At 60.1% G+C, this 19,187-nt stretch carries 21 protein-coding genes and 1 tRNA gene; 17 read left to right on the top strand and 5 right to left on the bottom strand.

What is annotated here, in order from left to right; all coding sequences use genetic code 11:
* The first annotated feature begins 8 nt into the window (after nt 1-8).
* From fabD to EL199_RS12365, 8 genes are all read left to right on the top strand, one after another.
* Entirely contained in the window at nt 9-947 is a 939-nt protein-coding gene (fabD, locus tag EL199_RS12330; RefSeq protein ID WP_004143497.1) for an ACP S-malonyltransferase, read from the top strand.
* Nucleotides 944-1,681, top strand: a complete 738-nt coding sequence (fabG, locus tag EL199_RS12335) for a 3-oxoacyl-ACP reductase FabG (RefSeq protein WP_004143496.1) — start codon at nt 944-946, stop codon at nt 1,679-1,681. Before fabD ends, fabG begins: the two co-directional genes overlap by 4 nt.
* An 85-nt stretch (nt 1,682-1,766) precedes the next feature.
* On the top strand, nt 1,767-2,009 hold the full coding sequence (gene acpP / locus EL199_RS12340; RefSeq protein ID WP_004143495.1) for an acyl carrier protein: 243 nt from the start codon (nt 1,767-1,769) through the stop codon (nt 2,007-2,009).
* Nucleotides 2,010-2,111: 102 nt separating this feature from the next.
* Nucleotides 2,112-3,380 (top strand): beta-ketoacyl-ACP synthase II, encoded by a 1,269-nt coding sequence (gene fabF, locus EL199_RS12345; protein ID WP_040356299.1) that lies wholly within the window; start codon nt 2,112-2,114, stop codon nt 3,378-3,380.
* The gene (mltG, locus tag EL199_RS12350; RefSeq protein ID WP_004143492.1) at nt 3,377-4,390 is read left to right on the top strand and encodes an endolytic transglycosylase MltG; all 1,014 of its coding nucleotides are present in this window, start codon (nt 3,377-3,379) and stop codon (nt 4,388-4,390) included. Before fabF ends, mltG begins: the two co-directional genes overlap by 4 nt.
* Nucleotides 4,387-5,004, top strand: coding sequence for a dTMP kinase (tmk, locus tag EL199_RS12355; RefSeq protein WP_004143489.1), 618 nt, complete (start codon nt 4,387-4,389; stop codon nt 5,002-5,004). The genes mltG and tmk overlap by 4 nt, the downstream gene beginning before the upstream one ends.
* A 9-nt stretch (nt 5,005-5,013) precedes the next feature.
* Nucleotides 5,014-5,958, top strand: coding sequence for a DNA polymerase III subunit delta' (locus EL199_RS12360; protein WP_004143488.1), 945 nt, complete (start codon nt 5,014-5,016; stop codon nt 5,956-5,958).
* Nucleotides 5,955-6,323, top strand: coding sequence for a PilZ domain-containing protein (locus EL199_RS12365; protein WP_004143487.1), 369 nt, complete (start codon nt 5,955-5,957; stop codon nt 6,321-6,323). Before EL199_RS12360 ends, EL199_RS12365 begins: the two co-directional genes overlap by 4 nt.
* 189 nt (nt 6,324-6,512) lie before the next feature.
* Here EL199_RS12365 and EL199_RS12370 read toward each other — a convergent pair whose 3' ends face one another.
* Nucleotides 6,513-7,502: an IS30 family transposase gene (locus EL199_RS12370; protein WP_126316103.1), complete on the bottom strand. Its 990-nt coding sequence runs from the start codon at nt 7,500-7,502 to the stop codon at nt 6,513-6,515.
* Nucleotides 7,503-7,519: 17 nt separating this feature from the next.
* On the opposite strand from EL199_RS12370, the gene azu reads away from it, so the two are divergent.
* The 4 genes from azu to EL199_RS12390 all read left to right on the top strand — a co-directional run bounded on the left by azu (nt 7,520) and on the right by EL199_RS12390 (nt 11,684).
* The gene (azu, locus tag EL199_RS12375; protein WP_004143485.1) at nt 7,520-8,008 is read left to right on the top strand and encodes an azurin; all 489 of its coding nucleotides are present in this window, start codon (nt 7,520-7,522) and stop codon (nt 8,006-8,008) included.
* 114 nt (nt 8,009-8,122) lie between these two features.
* The gene (locus EL199_RS12380) at nt 8,123-9,883 is read left to right on the top strand and encodes a peptidylprolyl isomerase (RefSeq protein ID WP_040356293.1); all 1,761 of its coding nucleotides are present in this window, start codon (nt 8,123-8,125) and stop codon (nt 9,881-9,883) included.
* 155 nt (nt 9,884-10,038) lie between these two features.
* The gene (locus EL199_RS12385) at nt 10,039-11,409 is read left to right on the top strand and encodes a Na+/H+ antiporter family protein (RefSeq protein WP_004143483.1); all 1,371 of its coding nucleotides are present in this window, start codon (nt 10,039-10,041) and stop codon (nt 11,407-11,409) included.
* 149 nt (nt 11,410-11,558) lie between these two features.
* Nucleotides 11,559-11,684, top strand: a complete 126-nt coding sequence (locus EL199_RS12390; protein WP_391527315.1) for a transposase — start codon at nt 11,559-11,561, stop codon at nt 11,682-11,684.
* A gap of 344 nt (nt 11,685-12,028) precedes the next feature.
* Here EL199_RS12390 and EL199_RS12400 read toward each other — a convergent pair.
* Nucleotides 12,029-12,105 (bottom strand) — tRNA-Val (locus EL199_RS12400).
* A gap of 187 nt (nt 12,106-12,292) precedes the next feature.
* On the opposite strand from EL199_RS12400, the gene rplU reads away from it, so the two are divergent.
* The 5 genes from rplU (at nt 12,293) to EL199_RS12420 (ending at nt 14,525) form a co-directional block, all read left to right on the top strand.
* Nucleotides 12,293-12,613 (top strand): 50S ribosomal protein L21, encoded by a 321-nt coding sequence (gene rplU, locus EL199_RS12405; RefSeq protein WP_040356292.1) that lies wholly within the window; start codon nt 12,293-12,295, stop codon nt 12,611-12,613.
* A 14-nt stretch (nt 12,614-12,627) separates the two neighbouring features.
* Nucleotides 12,628-12,888, top strand: coding sequence for a 50S ribosomal protein L27 (gene rpmA, locus EL199_RS12410; protein WP_004143475.1), 261 nt, complete (start codon nt 12,628-12,630; stop codon nt 12,886-12,888).
* Between the two features lie 116 nt (nt 12,889-13,004).
* Nucleotides 13,005-14,063 carry an Obg family GTPase CgtA gene (cgtA, locus tag EL199_RS12415; protein WP_040356289.1) on the top strand — a complete coding sequence of 353 codons (1,059 nt, stop codon included), beginning with the start codon at nt 13,005-13,007 and terminating at the stop codon, nt 14,061-14,063.
* 18 nt (nt 14,064-14,081) lie between these two features.
* Nucleotides 14,082-14,240, top strand: coding sequence for a hypothetical protein (locus tag EL199_RS12885; protein WP_170166217.1), 159 nt, complete (start codon nt 14,082-14,084; stop codon nt 14,238-14,240).
* A gap of 24 nt (nt 14,241-14,264) precedes the next feature.
* Nucleotides 14,265-14,525: a hypothetical protein gene (locus tag EL199_RS12420; protein WP_004143470.1), complete on the top strand. Its 261-nt coding sequence runs from the start codon at nt 14,265-14,267 to the stop codon at nt 14,523-14,525.
* A 428-nt stretch (nt 14,526-14,953) separates the two neighbouring features.
* Here the strand turns inward: EL199_RS12420 and EL199_RS13700 are convergent, their stop codons facing one another.
* The 3 genes from EL199_RS13700 to fhuB are packed head-to-tail and all read right to left on the bottom strand — an operon-like array spanning nt 14,954 to nt 19,072.
* Nucleotides 14,954-15,142 carry a TonB-dependent receptor gene (locus EL199_RS13700; protein ID WP_004143468.1) on the bottom strand — a complete coding sequence of 63 codons (189 nt, stop codon included), beginning with the start codon at nt 15,140-15,142 and terminating at the stop codon, nt 14,954-14,956.
* Complete coding sequence (locus tag EL199_RS12425; RefSeq protein WP_004143466.1) at nt 15,103-17,094, bottom strand: TonB-dependent siderophore receptor; 1,992 nt, start codon at nt 17,092-17,094, stop codon at nt 15,103-15,105. Before EL199_RS12425 ends, EL199_RS13700 begins: the two co-directional genes overlap by 40 nt.
* A gap of 13 nt (nt 17,095-17,107) precedes the next feature.
* Nucleotides 17,108-19,072: a Fe(3+)-hydroxamate ABC transporter permease FhuB gene (fhuB, locus tag EL199_RS12430; protein ID WP_004143464.1), complete on the bottom strand. Its 1,965-nt coding sequence runs from the start codon at nt 19,070-19,072 to the stop codon at nt 17,108-17,110.
* Between the last annotated feature and the right edge of the window lie 115 nt (nt 19,073-19,187).

The following is a 19,187-nucleotide window of genomic DNA, read 5'->3' on the forward strand; positions in this document are numbered from 1 at the left end:
AGCGCAACATGGCGACCATTGCATTGATTTTCCCCGGCCAGGGCTCGCAAAGCCCCGGCATGCTCAAGGAACTGGCGGCGGCTTACCCCGTCGTGCAGCGTCGCTTTCAGGAAGCCTCCGACGTCCTCAAACTCGACCTGTGGCAGATTAGCCAGGACGAAACGGGCAGTCAGATCGACCAAACCGCCATCACCCAACCCGCGCTGCTTGCCGCCGGTATCGCCTGCGCGGATATCCTGCGTGACGAATGCGGCATCAACGCCCCCTTTATGGCCGGCCACTCGCTTGGCGAATACACCGCCCTCTGTGCGGCAGGGGCGATGAGCTTTGCCGAAGCCATCCAGCTCGTCCACATGCGCGGCAAAATCATGCAGGAAGCCGTTGCTCCCGGTGCGGGTGCGATGGCTGCCATTCTCGGCTTGGCCGATGAAGACGTCATCAGCGTTTGCAACCGCACACCCGGCAAAGTCAGTGCCGCCAACTTCAACTCGCCCGGGCAAGTCGTCATCGCAGGCGAAACTGCCGCGGTGGAAGCCGCGGTAGAAGCGGCAAAAGCAGCAGGAGCGAAGCGCGCCGTCACGCTGGCCGTCAGCGTCCCTTCACATTGCGAGCTGATGCGCGCCGCTGCCGGGCAACTGAGTCTGCACCTCGGCAAAATTCACTGGCAGACCCCGAACGCCGTCATCATCCATAACGTGGATGCCAAAACGCACGACAGCACGAGCGGTGTGGAAGCGGCGCTCGGTGCACAACTTTACCAGCCGGTACGCTGGGTGGACTGCATCGAGGCGCTGGCCGCGCGCGGCGTCAATCTCTTTATCGAAGCCGGGCCGGGCAAAGTGCTCACCGGTCTGAACAAGCGCATCGATAAAACGCTGCGTACCATTGCTTTTGATCATCCCGACAGCGTCGCCGCTGTTCGCCAAGCCCTTTCGGAGACCCCATGAACCTGCAATCACAAGTCGCCCTCGTCACTGGAGCCAGCCGTGGTATCGGTCGTGCCATCCTTGATGCCCTCGGTCGCGAAGGGGCGACCGTCATCGGCACCGCTACCAGTGACAGCGGCGCAGAAGCCATCAGCCGTCATATCGCGGAAAGCGGTTTCAGCGGCTGCGGCAAAAAACTCTCGGTCAATGATAACGACGCCGTAGAAGCGCTCATCAAAGACATCGCCGACCAGTACGCCCCGGTTGCCATCCTCGTCAATAACGCTGGCATTACCGACGACAACCTGCTGATGCGGATGAAACCGGAACAATGGGACAACGTCATTGACACCAACCTGAACAGCATCTACCGCCTGAGCAAAGCGGTACTGCGCGACATGATGAAAGCCCGCTGCGGCCGTATCATCAACATCACCTCGGTAGTGGGCATCATGGGCAACGCCGGACAAACCAACTACGCCGCCACCAAAGCCGGCCTCATCGGATTTTCCAAATCGCTGGCGCGCGAAGTAGGCTCACGTGGCATCACCGTCAACTGCGTTGCGCCGGGCTTCATTCAGACCGACATGACCGACAAACTGAACGATGAGCAGAAAAAAGCCATCTCCGACCAAATCCCGCTCGCCAAACTGGGACGGGTAGAAGATATCGCCGACGCGGTCGTCTATCTGGCGCGCGCCGAATACATCACCGGCGAAACGCTGAACATCAACGGCGGCATGTATATGCTGTAAACCCGGCTGCCCGCCGCCGTGTGGCATTTGCCAAACAAACCTTTTACAATACGCCCCCTCAATCACAACCCAGGAAAAACACACCATGAGTAATTCAATCGAAGAACGCGTCATCAAAGTGATCGCAGAGCAGTTGAGCGTTGATGAGGCGCAGGTCAAACCTGAAGCCGCCTTCATTGACGACCTCGGCGCTGACTCTCTCGATCTCGTTGAACTCGTCATGTCATTGGAAAAAGAATTTGACTGCGAAATCCCTGACGAAGACGCAGAAAAAATCACCACCGTGCAAACCGCTATCGACTACGTCAAAGCCAACAGCAACGGCTAAACGGGTCGCCAGGCGAGCCACGGTAGTGCCAACTGCTGTGGCTTTTTTGTATCTTCAACCGTGCGCAGACAGGCGCCGGGTCATCGAAACGGCAGGAAACACATGACGCAAACCACCCGTAGCAGAGCCATACCACGTGTCGTCGTAACCGGCATGGGCATCATCAGCCCGGTCGGCAGCAGCATCACCAGCGCCTGGGAGAACATCCTCGCTGGCAAGAGCGGCATTACCCCTATCACCGACTATGACCCTTCGGACTTGCCCGTGCGTTTTCGCGGCGCCGTACAGGGATTTGACATCGACCGCTATTTTGACGCCAAAGAAGCGCGCAAAATGGACGGCTTCATACACTACGGCTTCGCCGCCGCCGCAGACGCCATCGCCGACAGCGGCTTAGAATTCACCAACCCCACCCTCGCTGAACGCAGCGGCATCATCATCGGCTCCGGTATCGGCGGCCTGCCCGGCATGCTTGACGGCTACCGCGAATTTCTTGAGCGTGGCGCGCGCCGCGTCTCGCCGTTCTACGTGCCGAAGAACATCGTCAACATGATTGCTGGCAACCTCTCCATCCGCTACGGCATCAAAGGGCCGACGCTTGCCACCGTCACCGCTTGCGCGAGCGCCACCCACTGCATTGCCCAGGCTTACCGCATGATTCAGGCGGGCGATGTGGACGTGATGATTGCCGGTGGCGCAGAAAGTGCGGGGAACGATATGGGTATCGCCGGCTTTGCCGCTGCCAAGGCGCTCTCCACCCGCAACGACGACCCGACGCGCGCTTCTCGCCCCTGGGACAAAGACCGCGACGGTTTCGTCTTGGGCGACGGCGCGGGCGTCATCGTCCTCGAAAGCCTCGAACACGCCTTGGCGCGTGGTGCGACCATCCACGGCGAAATCATCGGCATGGGCATGAGTTCCGATGCCTACCATATGACCGCCCCACTGGAAGATGGCTCCGGTGCGGCGCGCTGCATGACGCTTGCCCTCAAAGACGCGGGCATCACGCCGGACGCGGTGGACTACATCAACGCGCACGGTACCTCGACCCCCGCAGGCGACATCGCCGAAACCCGCGCCATCAAAAACAGCTTCGGCGAACACGCCTACCGCCTCGCCGTCAGCAGCACCAAATCCATGACCGGACACGCGCTCGGCGCCGCAGGCGGCCTTGAAGCCATCTTCACCCTGCTCGCCCTGCGCGACCAAATCGCGCCGCCGACCATCAACCTTGACCAGCCCGGCGAAGGCTGCGACCTGGACTACATCCCGCATAAAGCGCGCGCGATGAAAATCGACACCGCCCTTTCCAACTCCTTCGGCTTTGGTGGCACCAACGCCTGCATCCTCCTGCGACGGTACCAGCCATGAAACGCTTCCTTCTCAACTGCTTCCTCACCCTCATCCTGCTCGCCGCCTGGGCGGCAGGCGTCTTCTACCTGCAATACCAAAAAGCACTGAATGCCCCACTCGTCGCCGAAGGCGACGGCATCATCACCGTCAAACGCGGCGATACCCTCGCCAGCCTCAACCGCGAACTCGTACAGCGCGGTGTCATCCATAGCGACTGGGTGCTGCCCGTATATGCCCGCCTCAACCCGCAAGCGGCGAACATCAAGGCGGGCGACTACCGCATTGACGCCAGCGCCAGCCTGCCCTCACTGATGAACGACATCACCAACGGCAAAGTCGTGGTGTACAACATCACCGTCGTCGAAGGCAAAACCTTCAAAGACCTGCGCGCCAGCCTCGTGCAGACCGCCGGCATCGAACACACCCTAAACGACAAAACCGACGCACAAATTGCCACCCTGCTCGGCATTGACGGCAGCCCCGAAGGCTGGTTCATGCCCGAAACCTACCAGTTCCACCGTGGCAGCAGCGACCTCGAACTACTGAAACGCATGTACGGCGAAATGCAGCGCACCCTCGAACAAGAATGGCCGAACCGCGCTGATGGCCTGCCACTCGCCAACCCCTACCAGGCGCTCATCCTCGCCTCCATCATCGAAAAAGAAACCGGCGTGGCAAGCGAGCGCCCGCAAATCGCCGGCGTCTTCGTGCGTCGCCTACAAAAAGACATGCTGCTACAAACCGACCCCAGCGTCATCTACGGCGCCGCCGACTACCACGGCGACCTGACCCGCAAACACCTGCAAACCGACACGCCGTATAACACCTACATCAACAAAGGCCTGCCGCCGACCCCCATCGCCCTGCCCGGCAAAGCCAGCATCCAGGCAGCGCTGCACCCCGCTGACGGCGACAGCCTCTACTTCGTCGCCGACGGCAAAGGCGGCCACACCTTCAGCGCCACCTACGAAGAACACCAACAAGCGGTCGCCCGCTACCTCAAACAACAACAGCAGCCCAAACCATGAGCGGGCGCTTCATCACCCTGGATGGCAGCGAAGGCGTGGGCAAAAGCACCCAACTCGCCAACATCCAGGCGTGGTGCACCGCCCATGGCATCACCGCCCGCTACGGGCGCGAACCGGGCGGCACCCCGTTGGGCGAACGCCTGCGCGCCATCCTCCTCGACCGCACGACCGACGCCGACCCGCTGACCGAACTGCTGCTGCTCCTCGCCGCCCGTCGCGCCCACCTACAACAAACCATCCTGCCCGCCCTCGCGCGCGGCGAATGGTACATCTCTGACCGCTACCGTGACGCCACCTACGCCTACCAGCACTACGGCCGTAGCATCCCGCTCACCACCCTCAGCGCGCTCGAAACCGCGAGCGAAACCGACCGCGACCCCGACCTCGCCCTTATCCTCGGCAGCAGCGCGGACACCGCCCGCGACCGCCTTGCCCAACGCGGCGCCGCGCAAGACCGCTTCGAAGCAGAAGACGCCGACTTCTTCGTCCGCGTTGCCGCCGGCTATCGCGAACGCGCCCAAGCGCCGCACGCCGTCTGGATAGACGCCGAAGGCGACGAACAAACCGTCTTCGCCCGCATCCGCCCGCATTTAGAAGCGCTGCGCCAACCCTGAACCGCCGCCATGCTCCCCTGGACCGACCTGCACTACCGCGGCCTTGACCGCCTTGCCGACCGACTGCCCGCCACCCTGCTCCTCATCGACCCGCAGCGCGGCAATGCCGACGACATGGCGCAAGCTATCATCGCCCGTGCCCTCTGCCTGCACGACGACCACCGCCCCTGCGGTCAATGCAAAAGCTGCCACCTGCTCGCGCAAGGCACCCATCCCGATACCGCGAGCTACCTTGAACCCTGCAAAATCGAAGACATCCGCGACCTCGGCGACACCCTGCAAAACACCCCAGCCATCGGCGCGCTGCGCCTGACCTACCTCGGCGCCATTGACAACTACAACCCCTACGCGCTGAACGCCCTGCTGAAAACCCTCGAAGAACCGCCGCAGCACAGCCGCTTTATCCTGAGTGCCACCAACCGCCGCGCCGTCAAAGCGACCATCCTCAGCCGCAGCCACGTCGTCACCCTGCCGCAGCCAACCGCAGAACAAGCCCAACAATGGCTGGTCAACACACACGCCTTCAGTCCCGAACAAGCTGCTGCCAGCCTTGCCCTGCACCACGGCAACCCGCACCAGGCGCTCGCCCACCCGGATGCACCCGACCCGCACGAACACCTCGGCCTGCTCATCGCCTACCTCAGCCAGCCGCAGCGGGCGACCGCCTACCTGCACCATCTCGACCGCCTCAAAGACAACGACCTGAACGACTACCTGCAAAGCCAGCTGGAAACCCTTATCGCCTACCGCCAGCTAGACAGCAGCGGCCAAAATTGGCACAATCGCCTGCGCCAACACGACGCAGACCTGCAAGGACTCGACCTGAACCGCCTGCATACCCTCTATGCGCGCCTCAGCGAACTGCGCCGCCCGGACCGGCAACAAATCGGGCAAACCCTGAACATCAAAGCCCTGCTGCTGGAAACCTGCGACAAACGGAACCTGGAACTATGACACCCCCTACTCCGCAAAACCAATCCAAACTCAAACAAGGCGTTATCCGCCTCAACATCGAAGACCTGAAAGACCTCTACCAAGCCTATATGCCCTTTGTAGACGGTTGCGGCATCTTCGTTGCCACCGAAGAAAAATACGCGCTCGAACAAGAAGTCTTCATCTTCCTCAAACTGCCGGGCGATCTAGGCAAATTCGCGGCCTCCGGCCGCATCGTCTGGCTGAACCCGCCGAAAAAAATCTCCAAACGCGTTCCCGGCGTTGGCGTCCAACTGCGCGGCAAAGAAGCACCGAAAATCCGCGAAGTCATCGAAGCCGGACTCGGCAAAATGCTCGCCAGCGGCCTGCCATCCGCGACCATGTAAAAAACCAAAAACGAAAAAGGGTGGTTGGCGCGTCGCGCTGAACCGCCCGTTTCATTTATGGCAGGCGGATTCTGCCGCGCCCCCCTTACCTGCGAAGCAGGGGTGAGGCTCCCTTAAAAAAAGATGAACGGCTTTTTGCAAGACACAACACCGTACAGCCCTTTGCCTGTATAGATATACGGCGAATTGTCAAACCAAGTGCAACGCCTTGTCAAAATGTACTTCATAAGGCGTTCTCCACTGCAAACACTTGCGCGGGCGGTTGTTCAATTTCCACACGCATTTCTCAATGTATTCATCAGAATATTGGTCAATGTCTTGATGCTTCGGGAAAAACTCCCGTAGCAAACCGTTGGTGTTTTCGTTTGTCCCGCGCTGCCAGGGTTGGTACGGCGGCGGAAAGTAGAATTCTGCACCCAGCGCTTTTGTTACTTCCGCGTGCCGCGCGAACTCTTTGCCCCTGTCCGGCGTGATGCTGTGCAATATCTCTCCGCTTAGTGCCTCGATAATCGCCGCACTCACCCCGTCTGCCGTCTTCTTCTCCAGCCGGATGCAACGCAGAAAGCGGCTTTTCCGGTCGGTCAGGGTGGTCAGCACCGCGCCTCCGGTAATGCCCGCCACGGTATCGGCTTCCCAATCGCCAAGTCGCTCTCGTGCCTGCGCTTCTGCCGGGCGTTCGGATATTTCGTGGCTGATGGCAAAGCCGCCACGTGTGGTTTTTGTCCCTTTGTACAGGCGCTTTTTGCCACGATGACGCAGGTTGCGTTTGCCGCTTCTCACCCAATCCGGGTCGTTAAAGAGCCCCATGTAGATGGCGCGATAGATGGTTGCGCTGCTGATGGAATATTGGCTGTTTTCATGGCGCAGTCGGTACTGGATCTGCTCCGGCGACCATTGCTGGTCAAGGAATTTCTCCTTAACCAGCGCATAGAGTTCAGGGTCATCGCGCTTGCGCCGGCGCCGGCAAGCCTTGCGCTTTTGCTCGTAATCCGCTTGCGCCCCAATGGCGTCATACCCGTCTTCGTAAAGGTTTTCTTCTGTGGGTCGTTGCATGGAATACCAATGGGACCCGCCATAAATCCACGACAAGCGCAAATAACAATAAATCACAATATGACCTTTTCTACATTGCATTTTTCCGCTTGCTTGATACCATGCGCCCCGGAAAATCCCTTCCACAACCAAAAGGTACTACCATGAAAAAACTGATGATTCCTGCCATTGCTGCCCTGATGAGCGTTGCCGTATTTGCCGAAGACGCTGCCAAACCGGCTGATACTGCCGCTGCTCCGGCTGATGGCGCCTGCCACGCCGTTGCCAAAGGCGACGATGCGATGAAATTCGACATCAAAGAAATCAAAATCAACAAGGCCAGCTGCCCGGAATTCACCGTAGAAATTGACCACGTCGGCAAACTGCCGGCCGCTGCGATGGGCCACAACGTCGTCATCACCAAAACCGCTGACGTTGATGCCGTTGCCAAAGAAGGCGCCGGTGCGGCTGCCACCAACTACGTCAAAGATGGCGACACCCGCGTTATCGCCCACACCAAAGTTGTTGGCGGCGGCGAAAAAGACAGCGTCACCTTCAAGACAGACGTCCTCGAAGCCGGTGGCGACTACGACTTCTTCTGCTCATTCCCCGGCCACTACGCCGTCATGCGCGGCAAAGTCGTCGTCGAATAAACGACACCTGCCGAAAAGCGCTCCACACGGGGCGCTTTTTTCATGCCCGCGATTGCCGGAAAGAAAATGCGGCGATACAATCCGCGCCTTCACCTTCCCACGGAACCCGCTCCCATGCTAGAAGACATCCGCGAAAAAAAGACCAACCGAATCACATACCTGCTCGTCATCATCGCCGGTATCGGCATGCTGTTTATCGGCGTCCCCTACTTTAACCACGGCGGCGAAACGAACATCGCCACCGTCAACGGACAAGAAGTCCCGCTGCGCGCCTACCAGGAACAATACCGCGACATCCAGCAACAACAACCCGACCTCAGCGAAACCGACCTCAAACAGCGCGCGGTGCGCAGCCTTGTCGAACGCACCCTGTTCCAACAACAGGCGCTCAACAGCCGCTACCGCCTGCCGGACAGCGCCCTCTACCGCATCATCAAAGAACAATTCGGCAACGACGAAAACTACCAACAATGGCTGAAATCGCGCGGCATCAGCGCCGAAACCTACCAACAAAGCGTACGCAGCGACCAAAGCATCGCCAGCTACTACAGCGCGTTGCAAGCCGCTGGCGGCGAAAACAACCCGCTTTACCAACACTACCTGCAAAGCGCCGCCCAAGAACGCGGCTACACCCTCTACACCATCCCGCGTGCGCCAATCGCTGCCGCCATCAACGTCAATGACAGCGCCCTACAAAAACACTACGAAGCGCACGGTGAGCGCTACGCCACCCCGGAAACCGTAGACATCAACTACACCATCTATGACATCGCCGACCTGCCGGTGAGCGACGAACAAATCGCCAAAGCGCGCGCGGCCAGCGAACGCCGCGGCGGCCGCTACCTCATCATAGACGACGCCAAAGCCGCCAGCGACGCTGCTGCCGCCATCAAAGACGGCCGCAAAACCTTCGCCGACTACTGGCAAGACATCCAAAACAAAACCCTCGCGGGCGAAAGCGGCGAACTCGCCCTGGCCGCCAAAGGCAAAGGCACCAGCCCCGAACTGGACGAAGCCCTGTTTGCGCTTGCCAAACCAGGCGACGTCTCGCCCCTCATCGACAGCGAATACGGCAAAATCCTCGTCGAACTGGGCAACATCGAAACCGGCAACCGCAGCGACGAAGAACTGCGCCGCCTTGCCGCCAGCGAAAACGAAACCGCCTACACCGAACACGCCAACCAGGCCTTTGACGCCGCACAAAACGGCAAAGGCCTGGCGGCCATCACCGGCATCACCGGCGGCCAAACCCAAAGCCTGAGCGCCATCACCGCCGACAGCGACGCCGCCCCCTGGCTGCACGAGCCGAAAATACAGGCACAACTCTTTGGCGCCCAGGCCCTGCCCGACAACAAAGTCGGCGAACCCGTAGAAATCGGGCCGCAGCGCACCCTGTTCTTCACCGTCAGCAAACGCGAAAAACCGCAGCCGCGCCCGTTTGCCGACGTACGCGCCCAAGTCGAGACCGACTATCGCAACGAACAAGCCAACACCACCCTGCACGAACGCGGCGACGCGCTCAAACAGGCGCTGGCAGAAAGCCCGGAAAAAGCCGCGGCGCTCGCCAGCGAATACCAGGCGAAAAGCGAAACCGTCGCCCCAGCCAACCGCTACACCACCCAAAATCCGCTGGTGCTTGAGCTCTTTAACCAAAGCGCGCGCATCAGCAGCCTGGACACCCCGGATGGCGACCTGCTCGTCGCACGACTGGACAGCGTGCGCGACGGCGACCCGGCACAACTGCCCGAACCCGTGCGCCAAACCCTGACCCAAGCCTGGCAAATGCAGGCCATCAGCGGCGTCTACAAAAGCATGGGCGACTGGCTCTACCGCCAAGCCAAAATCAGCGTGAACGAAGAAGCCCTACAACGCTAACCGCCAAAGCCCCTCGCCCGCGAGGGGCTTTGCCATAGAGAACCCCGGCGGCGCGCCCTGGAAAAAACAATCGCCGCCTGCCCCGTTTACATACACCACGAGCGCTCAAGCGTATGTAAAAACCAACCCGTCATAACCCCAAAGGAGAACCCACCATGAACCCCGTCGTCCTTGCCGTCAGCCTGATGCTCATCCTCTCGCTGGCGCGCGTCCACGTCGTCTTCAGCCTGATTATCAGCGCCTTCATCGGCGGCATGGTTGCCGACATCCCGGCAGACACCATCCTCGCCGCCTTCCCGGATGCGGGCGTCACCGCACCTGACAGCCTGCTCAAACTCAAATACCTGGTCAAAATCTTTGAAGAAGGCATCGCTGCCGGCACCACCACCGCGCTTTCTTATGCGGTGCTGGGCGCGTTTGCCGTCGCCATCTCCTACTCCGGCCTGTCGCAGGCAATGGCGAACCTCATCATCGGCCGCGCCCGCCACGGCAAAGGCGCCAGCCTCAAATGGCTGCTCATCATCGCGCTGCTCGCCATGAGCATCATGAGCCAGAACCTCGTGCCGATACACATCGCCTTCATCCCGCTGGTCGTGCCACCGCTTCTGCTCGTGATGAACCGCCTCAACCTGGACCGCCGCCTGCTCGCCTGCGTCATTACCTTCGGCCTCGTCTGCACCTACATGTTCATCCCCTACGGCTTCGGCGACATCTTTCTTAACAAAATCCTACTCGGCAACATCAACAAATTCGGCATGGACGTCTCCGGCGTGAACATCTACCAGGCAATGGCCATTCCGGCGCTCGGCATGGTCGCAGGCCTTGCCATCGCCATCTTCTACAGCTACCGCCAGCCGCGCCACTACGAAGACCGCCCGGTCGAAGGCGCCGCCGAACAAGTACCGGTCAAACCACTGAACATCATCATCGCGCTCATCGCCGTCACCGCCGCCTTCCTGGCACAAAAATATACCGGCTCGCTCATCCTCGCCGGACTCATCGGCTTTGCCATCTTCATGGTGGCGCGCGTCATCCGCTGGCACCAAGCCGACACCGTCTTTAACAGCGGCATCCGCATGATGAGCATGATCGCCTTCATCATGATTGCCGCCAACGGCTTCGCCGCGGTAATGAACGCCAGTGGCGGCATCGAGCCGCTGGTAGCCGACAGCGTCGCCTTCTTCGGCAACAGCCGCGCCCTGGTAGCGCTCGCCATGCTGGTAGTCGGACTTTTGGTGACGATGGGCATCGGCAGCTCCTTCTCAACCCTGCCGATTATCGCCGCCATCTACGTGCCGCTGTGCGCGCAAATGGGCTTCTCGCCGCTCGCCACCGTCGCCATCATCGGCACCGCAGGCGCGCTCGGCGACGCCGGCTCACCCGCCTCAGACTCTACCCTCGGCCCGACGATGGGCTTTAACGCTGACGGCCAGCACAACCACATCAAGGACACAGTCATCCCGACCTTCCTCCACTACAACGTGCCGCTGCTCATCGCTGGCTGGATTGCGGCGCTGGTGCTGTAACCTTTGCCGTGATGAAAACGAAAACGCCGCATCCAGCGGCGTTTTTTTGTGGGCGAATCGTTGGGGGAGAATAGCTATTCTCTGCGTATGAGAAAAATTTAGGGACTATTTTGGAGAATATGGCCTCTATATTGGATGAGGTCAACGATATGGAGTTGCCAAACCGTCGCATCTATCGTCCAAAACACTTCGCAGAATTCGCTAAGCGCGGAAAAACCAGCATGAGATGTTTTTTGGGTTTCAAACTGCACCAGACCATTAACTGCAAGGGATAACTACTCGATTTGCGAAACAACTCACGGAACGTGATGGATGATTTATGCTCGACCTTTTGCCCGGCCTTGAGCGACAACAGCCGCTCTGCCGCCCACCGCTCGCATTCACGCGCGGTGTCGCGGGTGGCAGAATATCGCTGCCCTTCAAACATGATTTCGATGCGCCAGGCATCTCCGCGCTTCCGTGGTTTGGGCAGTTTAATGGCAACTCTCTGGCGTAAATTTACGGCGTATTTTTCCGCAAAAACGGGAAAACTGCCGCTTTTCGAGCTGGGCAGGAGGGTTGCGCTTGTGCGCAGAAAAATAAAAAGCCCTGTAGGAACAGGGCTTAAATATATAAAATCTGGTAGGCACGATTGGACTCGAACCAACGACCCCCACCATGTCAAGGTGGTGCTCTAACCAACTGAGCTACGCGCCTGAAGTGGGGGCGCATTATAGGTAATTTTTTGCCGATTGCAAGCGATTTGTTGCGGGCATCAAAATGCTGGCGAGGCGCGACAAAACGCGTGTCCGGCTATTGAATTATTGCGGTGCTACCAGTATAATTCGCCGCCTTTGAAAACGAGCAGGTATCCTGTTCGTGCATGAATTTTTTGGAGAACAACATGTTTGCAGTTATTGAAACTGGCGGTAAACAGTATAAAGTCAAGCCTGGCCAGCGCCTCAAAGTGGAGACTTTACCGGGTGAAGCGGGCGACAGCATCGCTTTTGACAAAGTCCTGCTGATCGCAGAAAACGAAACTGACGTTGCTGTTGGCGCGCCTTATCTGGAAGGAAAAACTGTCAGCGCAACTATCGCTGAACACGGTCGCCACAAGAAAATCAAGATTATCAAGTTCCGTCGTCGTAAGCACCATATGAAACGTATGGGTCACCGTCAAAACTATACTGAAGTAGTCATTGACGCGATTGATGGCAAGAAATAAGGAGTCAGAAAACCATGGCACACAAAAAAGCAGGCGGTTCCAGCCGCAACGGACGCGATTCCAAGTCCAAACGTCTCGGTATCAAACGCTACGGCGGTGAATTTGTCAGCGCAGGTTCCATCCTCGTGCGTCAGCGTGGTACCCCGTTTAATGCAGGTGAAAACGTTGGCATTGGTCGTGATCACACGCTGTTCGCTACCGCAACCGGCAAAGTCGTTTTCAGCATTCGCGGTGCAGAAAAACGCCGTTTCGTTAGTGTCGTTGCTGAAGCCTGATTGCTTTTGCAACGCTCAAAGCCCTGCATTGCGCAGGGCTTTTTTGTTGTCAGCACATGCGTCGGTACAATGAACACTTCATTTTTATTTGCCACAGGCTTTACAGGAACACCAACATGAAATTCGTAGATGAGGCTCAAATTTATGTCCGCGCGGGCAAGGGCGGCAACGGCATCGTCAGCTTCCGCCGTGAGAAATATGTCCCGTTCGGCGGGCCGGACGGCGGTGACGGCGGCGATGGCGGCAGTGTCTATCTGGTCGCGCAGGATGGCATCAACACGCTCGCCGATTTCCGTTTCAACCGCAGTTTTCAGGCGGCAAACGGTCGCCCCGGAGAAGGACGGAACAAGCGCGGCAGCAGCGGCGAAGATTTGCTCGTGCCGGTGCCCGTCGGTACGCAGGTGTTCGTTGATGATACCGACGAGCTGATTGGCGATCTCACCGTGGATGGCCAACGTCTGCTGGTCGCGCAGGGCGGTTTTCATGGTCTCGGCAATACCCGCTATAAAAGCTCAACCAACCGCGCACCGCGTCAATGCAAACCCGGCACGGAAGGCGAGGAGCGCTATTTGCGTCTCGAACTGAAACTGCTCGCCGATGTCGGTCTGCTCGGCATGCCAAACGCGGGCAAATCGACGTTGATTAGCCGCGTTTCCGCCGCGCGCCCGAAGATCGCCGATTATCCCTTTACCACGCTGCACCCCAATCTCGGCGTAGTGCGCGTCGGCATGTTGCAAAGTTTCGTTATGGCCGACATTCCCGGCCTGATTGAAGGTGCGGCGGAAGGTGCGGGGCTGGGACACCAATTCCTGCGCCATCTGGCGCGCACCCGCCTGCTGCTGCATGTGTTGGACTGTTCGCCGCTGAGCGATTCGCAAAATCCGGTGCGCGATTTTGAGCAGGTGAGCGTCGAGCTGGAAAAATACGACGCGGTATTTGCCGACAAGCCGCGCTGGCTGGTGCTGAACAAGATGGACACGCTCACGCCGGAGGAAGGCGAGGCTCGCGCGCAGGAAATTGTCGCGGCGCTTGCCTGGCAGGGGCCGGTGTACCGCATTTCGGCGGAAACCGGGCTGAATACGGAAACGCTGTGTCGCGATATCATGCAGGCGCTGGAGCGGATGGATGATGAGGCGGATTTTGCCGCGCCGCTACCGCATCAGGAAACGCGCTAAATACCCGCAGCGATGCCATTGCCAACCATCCGCTTCCGCTATCGTCCAGCAAAAGCGAGAAAGCGCTATTTGCCGGAAAAATTTTATGCTATCAGCGCCAACGGTTTCGCCAGTATGCGGCAATACCGTGATTTTGTTGCCGAACTGCGAAAGCGCGCAGACGCCGCACGTTTTTAATAATCCATACAAGGAGAATAGCCCATGAACCAACCCGTTCTTTTCTTCAGCGAACTTTGCCCGGATACCGCACCGTTTGTCGCCGCGCTGAATGCGCGCGGCATTGGGTATGAGGCGGTGAACATTACCGCCAGCATAAAGAATCTGAAGCGCTTTCTTGCGCTGCGCGACAGTCATACGGCGTTTGACGCGCGCAAGGCGCAGGGCGCCATTGGCATTCCGGTTTTGCAATTGGCCGATGATTCGCTGGTTTTTCGTATCGAGGATTTACCGCCGATGGTTTGAATACGGAGCAATAGCGGCCGTATTTGTATTTTGTACTAAGGGGATTTCTTTTGCAGATTTCTGTATGAAGCATAAGTGAAGCTGCGATATGTTCAGAAAGGCACACGATTTCGTGTGCCTTTCGTTTTGAGTGGAATGCTGTATTTGTAATGATGTGTGAGAGGAGATGTTCCTGCGCGTCAGTTTTTCTACAACGGAAATGTTTTCTGCTCATCAACGGTGATTTTGTCTTCCGTGTGTTTGGTGTGAATTGGGTTCTCATACGGCGCCCATTCCATTTTATGGGAAACTCGCGCCGTATAACCGCGCACTGTCTGCAACGGTGCGCCCTGTCCGAAGCTCTGGGTGTATGGCGATACAAACCAGGCACGCGATACAGGCAGTAAAAACCCCGCGGGTGCGGGGTTTTCTTTGGGCGGGCAGCGGCTTCAGAATTCGTATTTGAAGCTGGCGCTGATGTAACGCGGGTCGCCGTAGCCGTATTGGTTGAAGCTCAGCTGGTTGCGGTATTTTTTGTCGAAGAGGTTGTCGATGTTGATTTGCGCCGAGAGGTGTTCGTTGATTTGGTAGCGGCTCATCAGGTTGACCACGGCGTAGCTGTTCTGGCCGTAGTCCATGTTGGCGCCCGTCGCCGGGTTTTTGGTCTCGGTCCAGGTGCGGCTTTGCCAGGCAACGCCGCCGCCGACGGTGAGGCGCTGACGCTGGGGACGTCGTAGGCGGCAAAGAGTTTGAGTTGTCGGCGCGGGTGGGTGGTGTTCAGTTTTTTGCCTTTGGCGTCTTTGCCGCGCCATTGGGTGTAGCCCGCGCCGAGGCGCAGGTTTTCGCCGATGTTGCCGCTTGTTTCCAGCTCGAAGCCGCTGATTTTCGCGCCTTTGGCGGCGTAGTAGGCGGTCGCGGGCGGGTTGGTGCCGGCGATGGTTTCGTTGCTGCTTTGCGCGAGGTTGTCCTGGCGGGTACGGTAGGCGCTGGCCTGGGTGTTCAGGCGGCCATCGAGCCAGTTGGCTTTCCACCCCAGTTCGTAGGTGCTGCCGCGGATGGGGTCAAGCAGGTTGTTGTTGCGGTCGCGCTCGGTTTGTGGCTTGTAGATGTCGGCGTAGCTGGCGTACACGGTTTGGTTCGGCGTGATGTCGTAGGTGATGCCCGCATACGGTGTCCAGATAGCGCTGTTTTTTTGGGTGAACGGCTTGGTGTAGCTTTCGCCCGTGCTTTTCCAGTTGGAGACGCGGGTGCCGATGATGGTGCTGAGTTGGTCGGTGATGCGCAGGCGGGTGGCGGCGTAGAGTGCGGTTTCGGTGTCGGTCTGGTCGTGGCTCAGGCTGCGCGCGCCCCAGTTTGGCCGCGGGTAGTTGCCGTTCCAGGTGTTGAAGTCGCTGGCCGGAGCGATGTCGCCTTTGTCCCAGCTGTAGGAGCTACGGTGGTGGCGGTTGTACTGGATGCCGGCGATGAGGTCGTGTTCTTGTCCCCAGGCCTGGATTTTGCCGTCGGTTTGCAGCTGGATGGTGTTTTGTTTGGCGTCGGTGTGGAATTTTCCCGGCCACGGGATCCAGTCAAGGCCGTTGCGGTTGACGCTGCCGCCGCTGAAGTAGAAGAGTTCGGAGTCGCCTTTGGCGTCGCGGTGGTCGGCTTTGAGGCTCACGTTCCAGTTGTCATTCAGCGCTTGTTTGCCTTCGATAAAGAGGTTGGTGGTGCGGCTGTCCCAGTATGACCAGTTGGTGCTGTCGCTTTTGCCGCGTTTCCAGTTGGTGAAGCTGCCGTCGGTGTAGGTGACGGGCAGGCCGCCCCACATGGCGCCGTCTTTGTCGTTGCGCTGGTGGCTGATGCCGAGGCTGGCGCTGGTGGTCGGGGTGATGTCGGCGTCCAGCACGCCGTAGAGGGTGGTGCTTTTGTCTTTTTCGCGGTCGATGAAGGTTTTGCCGCCCTGGTAGTTAGCGATGAGGCGGCCGCGCAGGTTGCCGCTGGCGGTGAGCGGCTGGCTGTGGTCGGCGCTGAGTTTGAGGTCGCCGTAGCGGCCAACGCCTGCTTCCAGCGCGGTTTTGCGCTCGTGGCTGTCGGCGTGTTTGCGCACGAGGTTGACGCTGGCTGACGGGTTGCCCGCGCCGGTCATGAGGCCGGTCGCGCCGCGTACGATTTCCACGCGGTCGTAGAGGCTGGTGTCGATGACGCTTTCGCCTGCGACCCAGGCGCCAGCCCAGTTCACGTTCATGCCGTCGATTTGGTATTTGTCGATGGCAAAGCCGCGCGCGCTGAAGGCGTTGCGGCCGCGGTCAACTTTGCTGATGGCGATGCCGGGGGTGCTGTTGAGTGCGCCGGCGAGGTCGCGGATGTTTTGGTCGCGCAGTTGTTGTTGGGTGATGACGCTGACGGTTTGCGGGGTTTCTTGGGCGGAGAGTGCCATGCCGGTGGCGCTCGCCATCGTCGGCACGGTGTAGTCGCGCGTTTCTTCGCTGCTGATGCGGCTTTTGTCGGCGCTGATGGTGACTGGTGCGAGGGTGGTGCTGTCGGCGGCAAGGGCGCTGGCAGCGGTGGCCGCGCCGCAGAGGGCGAGGCGGATGGCGGTTTGCAGGTTCATCGGGTCCCTTGTTTTAGTTGATAGGGCGCGCCTGCCGCAGCAGGAGCAGGAAGAATCCTCCGCCGAGCAGCGAGGCGATGACGCCCGCGCCGAGTTCGTAAGGGAAGATGAGGTAGCGGCCGAGCCAGTCGGCGATGAGCATCAGCGCCGCGCCGTAGAGGGCGGCGATGGGCAGTTGTTTTTCCGGGCTGACCGCGCCGCTGCGCCGCGCCAGGTGCGGGGTCATCAGGCCGATAAAGCTGAGCGGCCCGACGGCCAGGGTGGCGACGGCGCTCATCAGCGCGACGAGGACGAGCAGCAGGCTGCGGCTACGGCGCACGGCAAGGCCGAGGCTGCCCGCGACGGTTTCGCCAAGCGCCAGCAGTTGCAGCGCTTTGCCGCAGAGCAGGGCGGCGGCGAGCAGCACGAGGGCGAGGAGAACGAGCAGCGGTGCGGTGTGCGGGCGGGCGTACCAGGTGCTGCCGGCAAGCCAGCTCAGGACGCCTTGCAGTTGCGGGTTGCCGCTGAGTTGGACGACGGTCATCACGCCCTGCATCAGCGCGGCTATGGCAACGCCGGTCACCAGCAACCACGCCGGTTGCAGGCGACGCGCGAGCCACAGCACCAATACGGCGACCATCAGCGCCCCGCCCGCGCCCGCGAGCAGCAGGCCGCCGCTGCCCAGCGCGGGGAAGGCGAGGAAGGCGGCGATGACGGCGAGCGCTACGCCGGAGCTGATGCCGAGCACTTCCGGGCTGGCCATCGGATTGCGTGTCAGCGTTTGCAGCAGCACACCGGCGCAGGCGAGCATGATGCCGACCGCCATCGCACTCAGACTGCGCGGCAGGCGGTGGTCAAGAATCAGCTCGCCCTGCCAATGCCAGCCCCAGCCGTCTGCCCCGGCAGAAAAACCTTGCAGCAGCACGAGCAGCGCCAGCAGCACGGCGAGGCCGAGCAGCGGTGTGCGCCAGGAAGCGAGGCGCGGTGACGGCGCAGACGGCGGCGCCTCGCGCGCAAAGCCCTGCGCCGACTTGCGTTGGCGCAGCACGAGAAAAATCAGGAACGGCGCGCCGAGAACCCCGCAGAGTGCACCTGCGGGCAGAAGCGTGCCGAGAAAATGTCCGGCGATATTGAGCAGGCTATCGACGACCAGCAGCAGCAGGCCGCCCGCAAGGAACGACAAGGCGAAACGCGCGCCCATCGCCCGCACCCGCAACAAATGGGCGACACTCGCCCCCGCAAGTCCGGCAAAACTGATGACGCCGAGGCGGCTCACCACCTGCGCGGTCACACCCGCCGCCAGCAACAACACCAGCAGGCGCAGCAGCCCGACCGGTGCGCCAAGGCGGCGTGCCTGCTCATCATCGAGCGCGAGCAGCGTCAGCGGGCGGTACAACAGCGCAAGCGCGAGCGCGGCGGCCAGCGACGTCCACAGCAGCGCCGTTACCGTCGCCCAGCCATCCTGCAAAAGCGAGCCCGCGCCCCAGACCATGATGCCGAGCAACAAATCGCTATAAAACTGACTAATCACCGCGGCGATGGCGGCGAATACCATATTGGCAAGCAAACCGGCGAGAATCAGCGCCAGCGCGTTCGCCCCGCCCGCCCCTGCGACCAGCAGCACCAACAACATCGCCGCGACCGCACCGGCAAAAGCGACCCAAAAACTGCCGAACAGCCCCGCCGCCGGAAAAAACAGCGTCACCAGCATCAGCGCCAACTGCGCGCCCCCGGCGACGGCAAGCGTACTGTCCGAGGCGAGCGGATTATGCACGACCTGTTGCAGCGCCGTACTGGCGAGCGCCAGCAGACCACCGGCGAGAAATACCGCGGCGATTTCCGGCAACACCGCCATCTGCACCGCCGCCTGCGCCAACGGTAGCGCGTCTGGGTCGCGCCACAAATCCGCCCACGGCCAATGCCAAACCAGCGCCAGCCAGACGGCGCTCGTGATGAAGGCGAGGAGTGCGAAAAAAGAAAGGGTTTTAGAGGGGGTCATAAATCAAAGCGATAAAGTGGGGAAAGCCGTTTACATACAGGTTGAGCGCTCAGGTGTATGTAAATAGAAGATCGGGTAGTGGGCGTAGCAAACAGAAGCCCGAAAAACCACGGAA

The sequence above is a fragment of the Cardiobacterium hominis genome, from assembly GCF_900637305.1.
Classification (GTDB): domain Bacteria; phylum Pseudomonadota; class Gammaproteobacteria; order Cardiobacteriales; family Cardiobacteriaceae; genus Cardiobacterium; species Cardiobacterium hominis.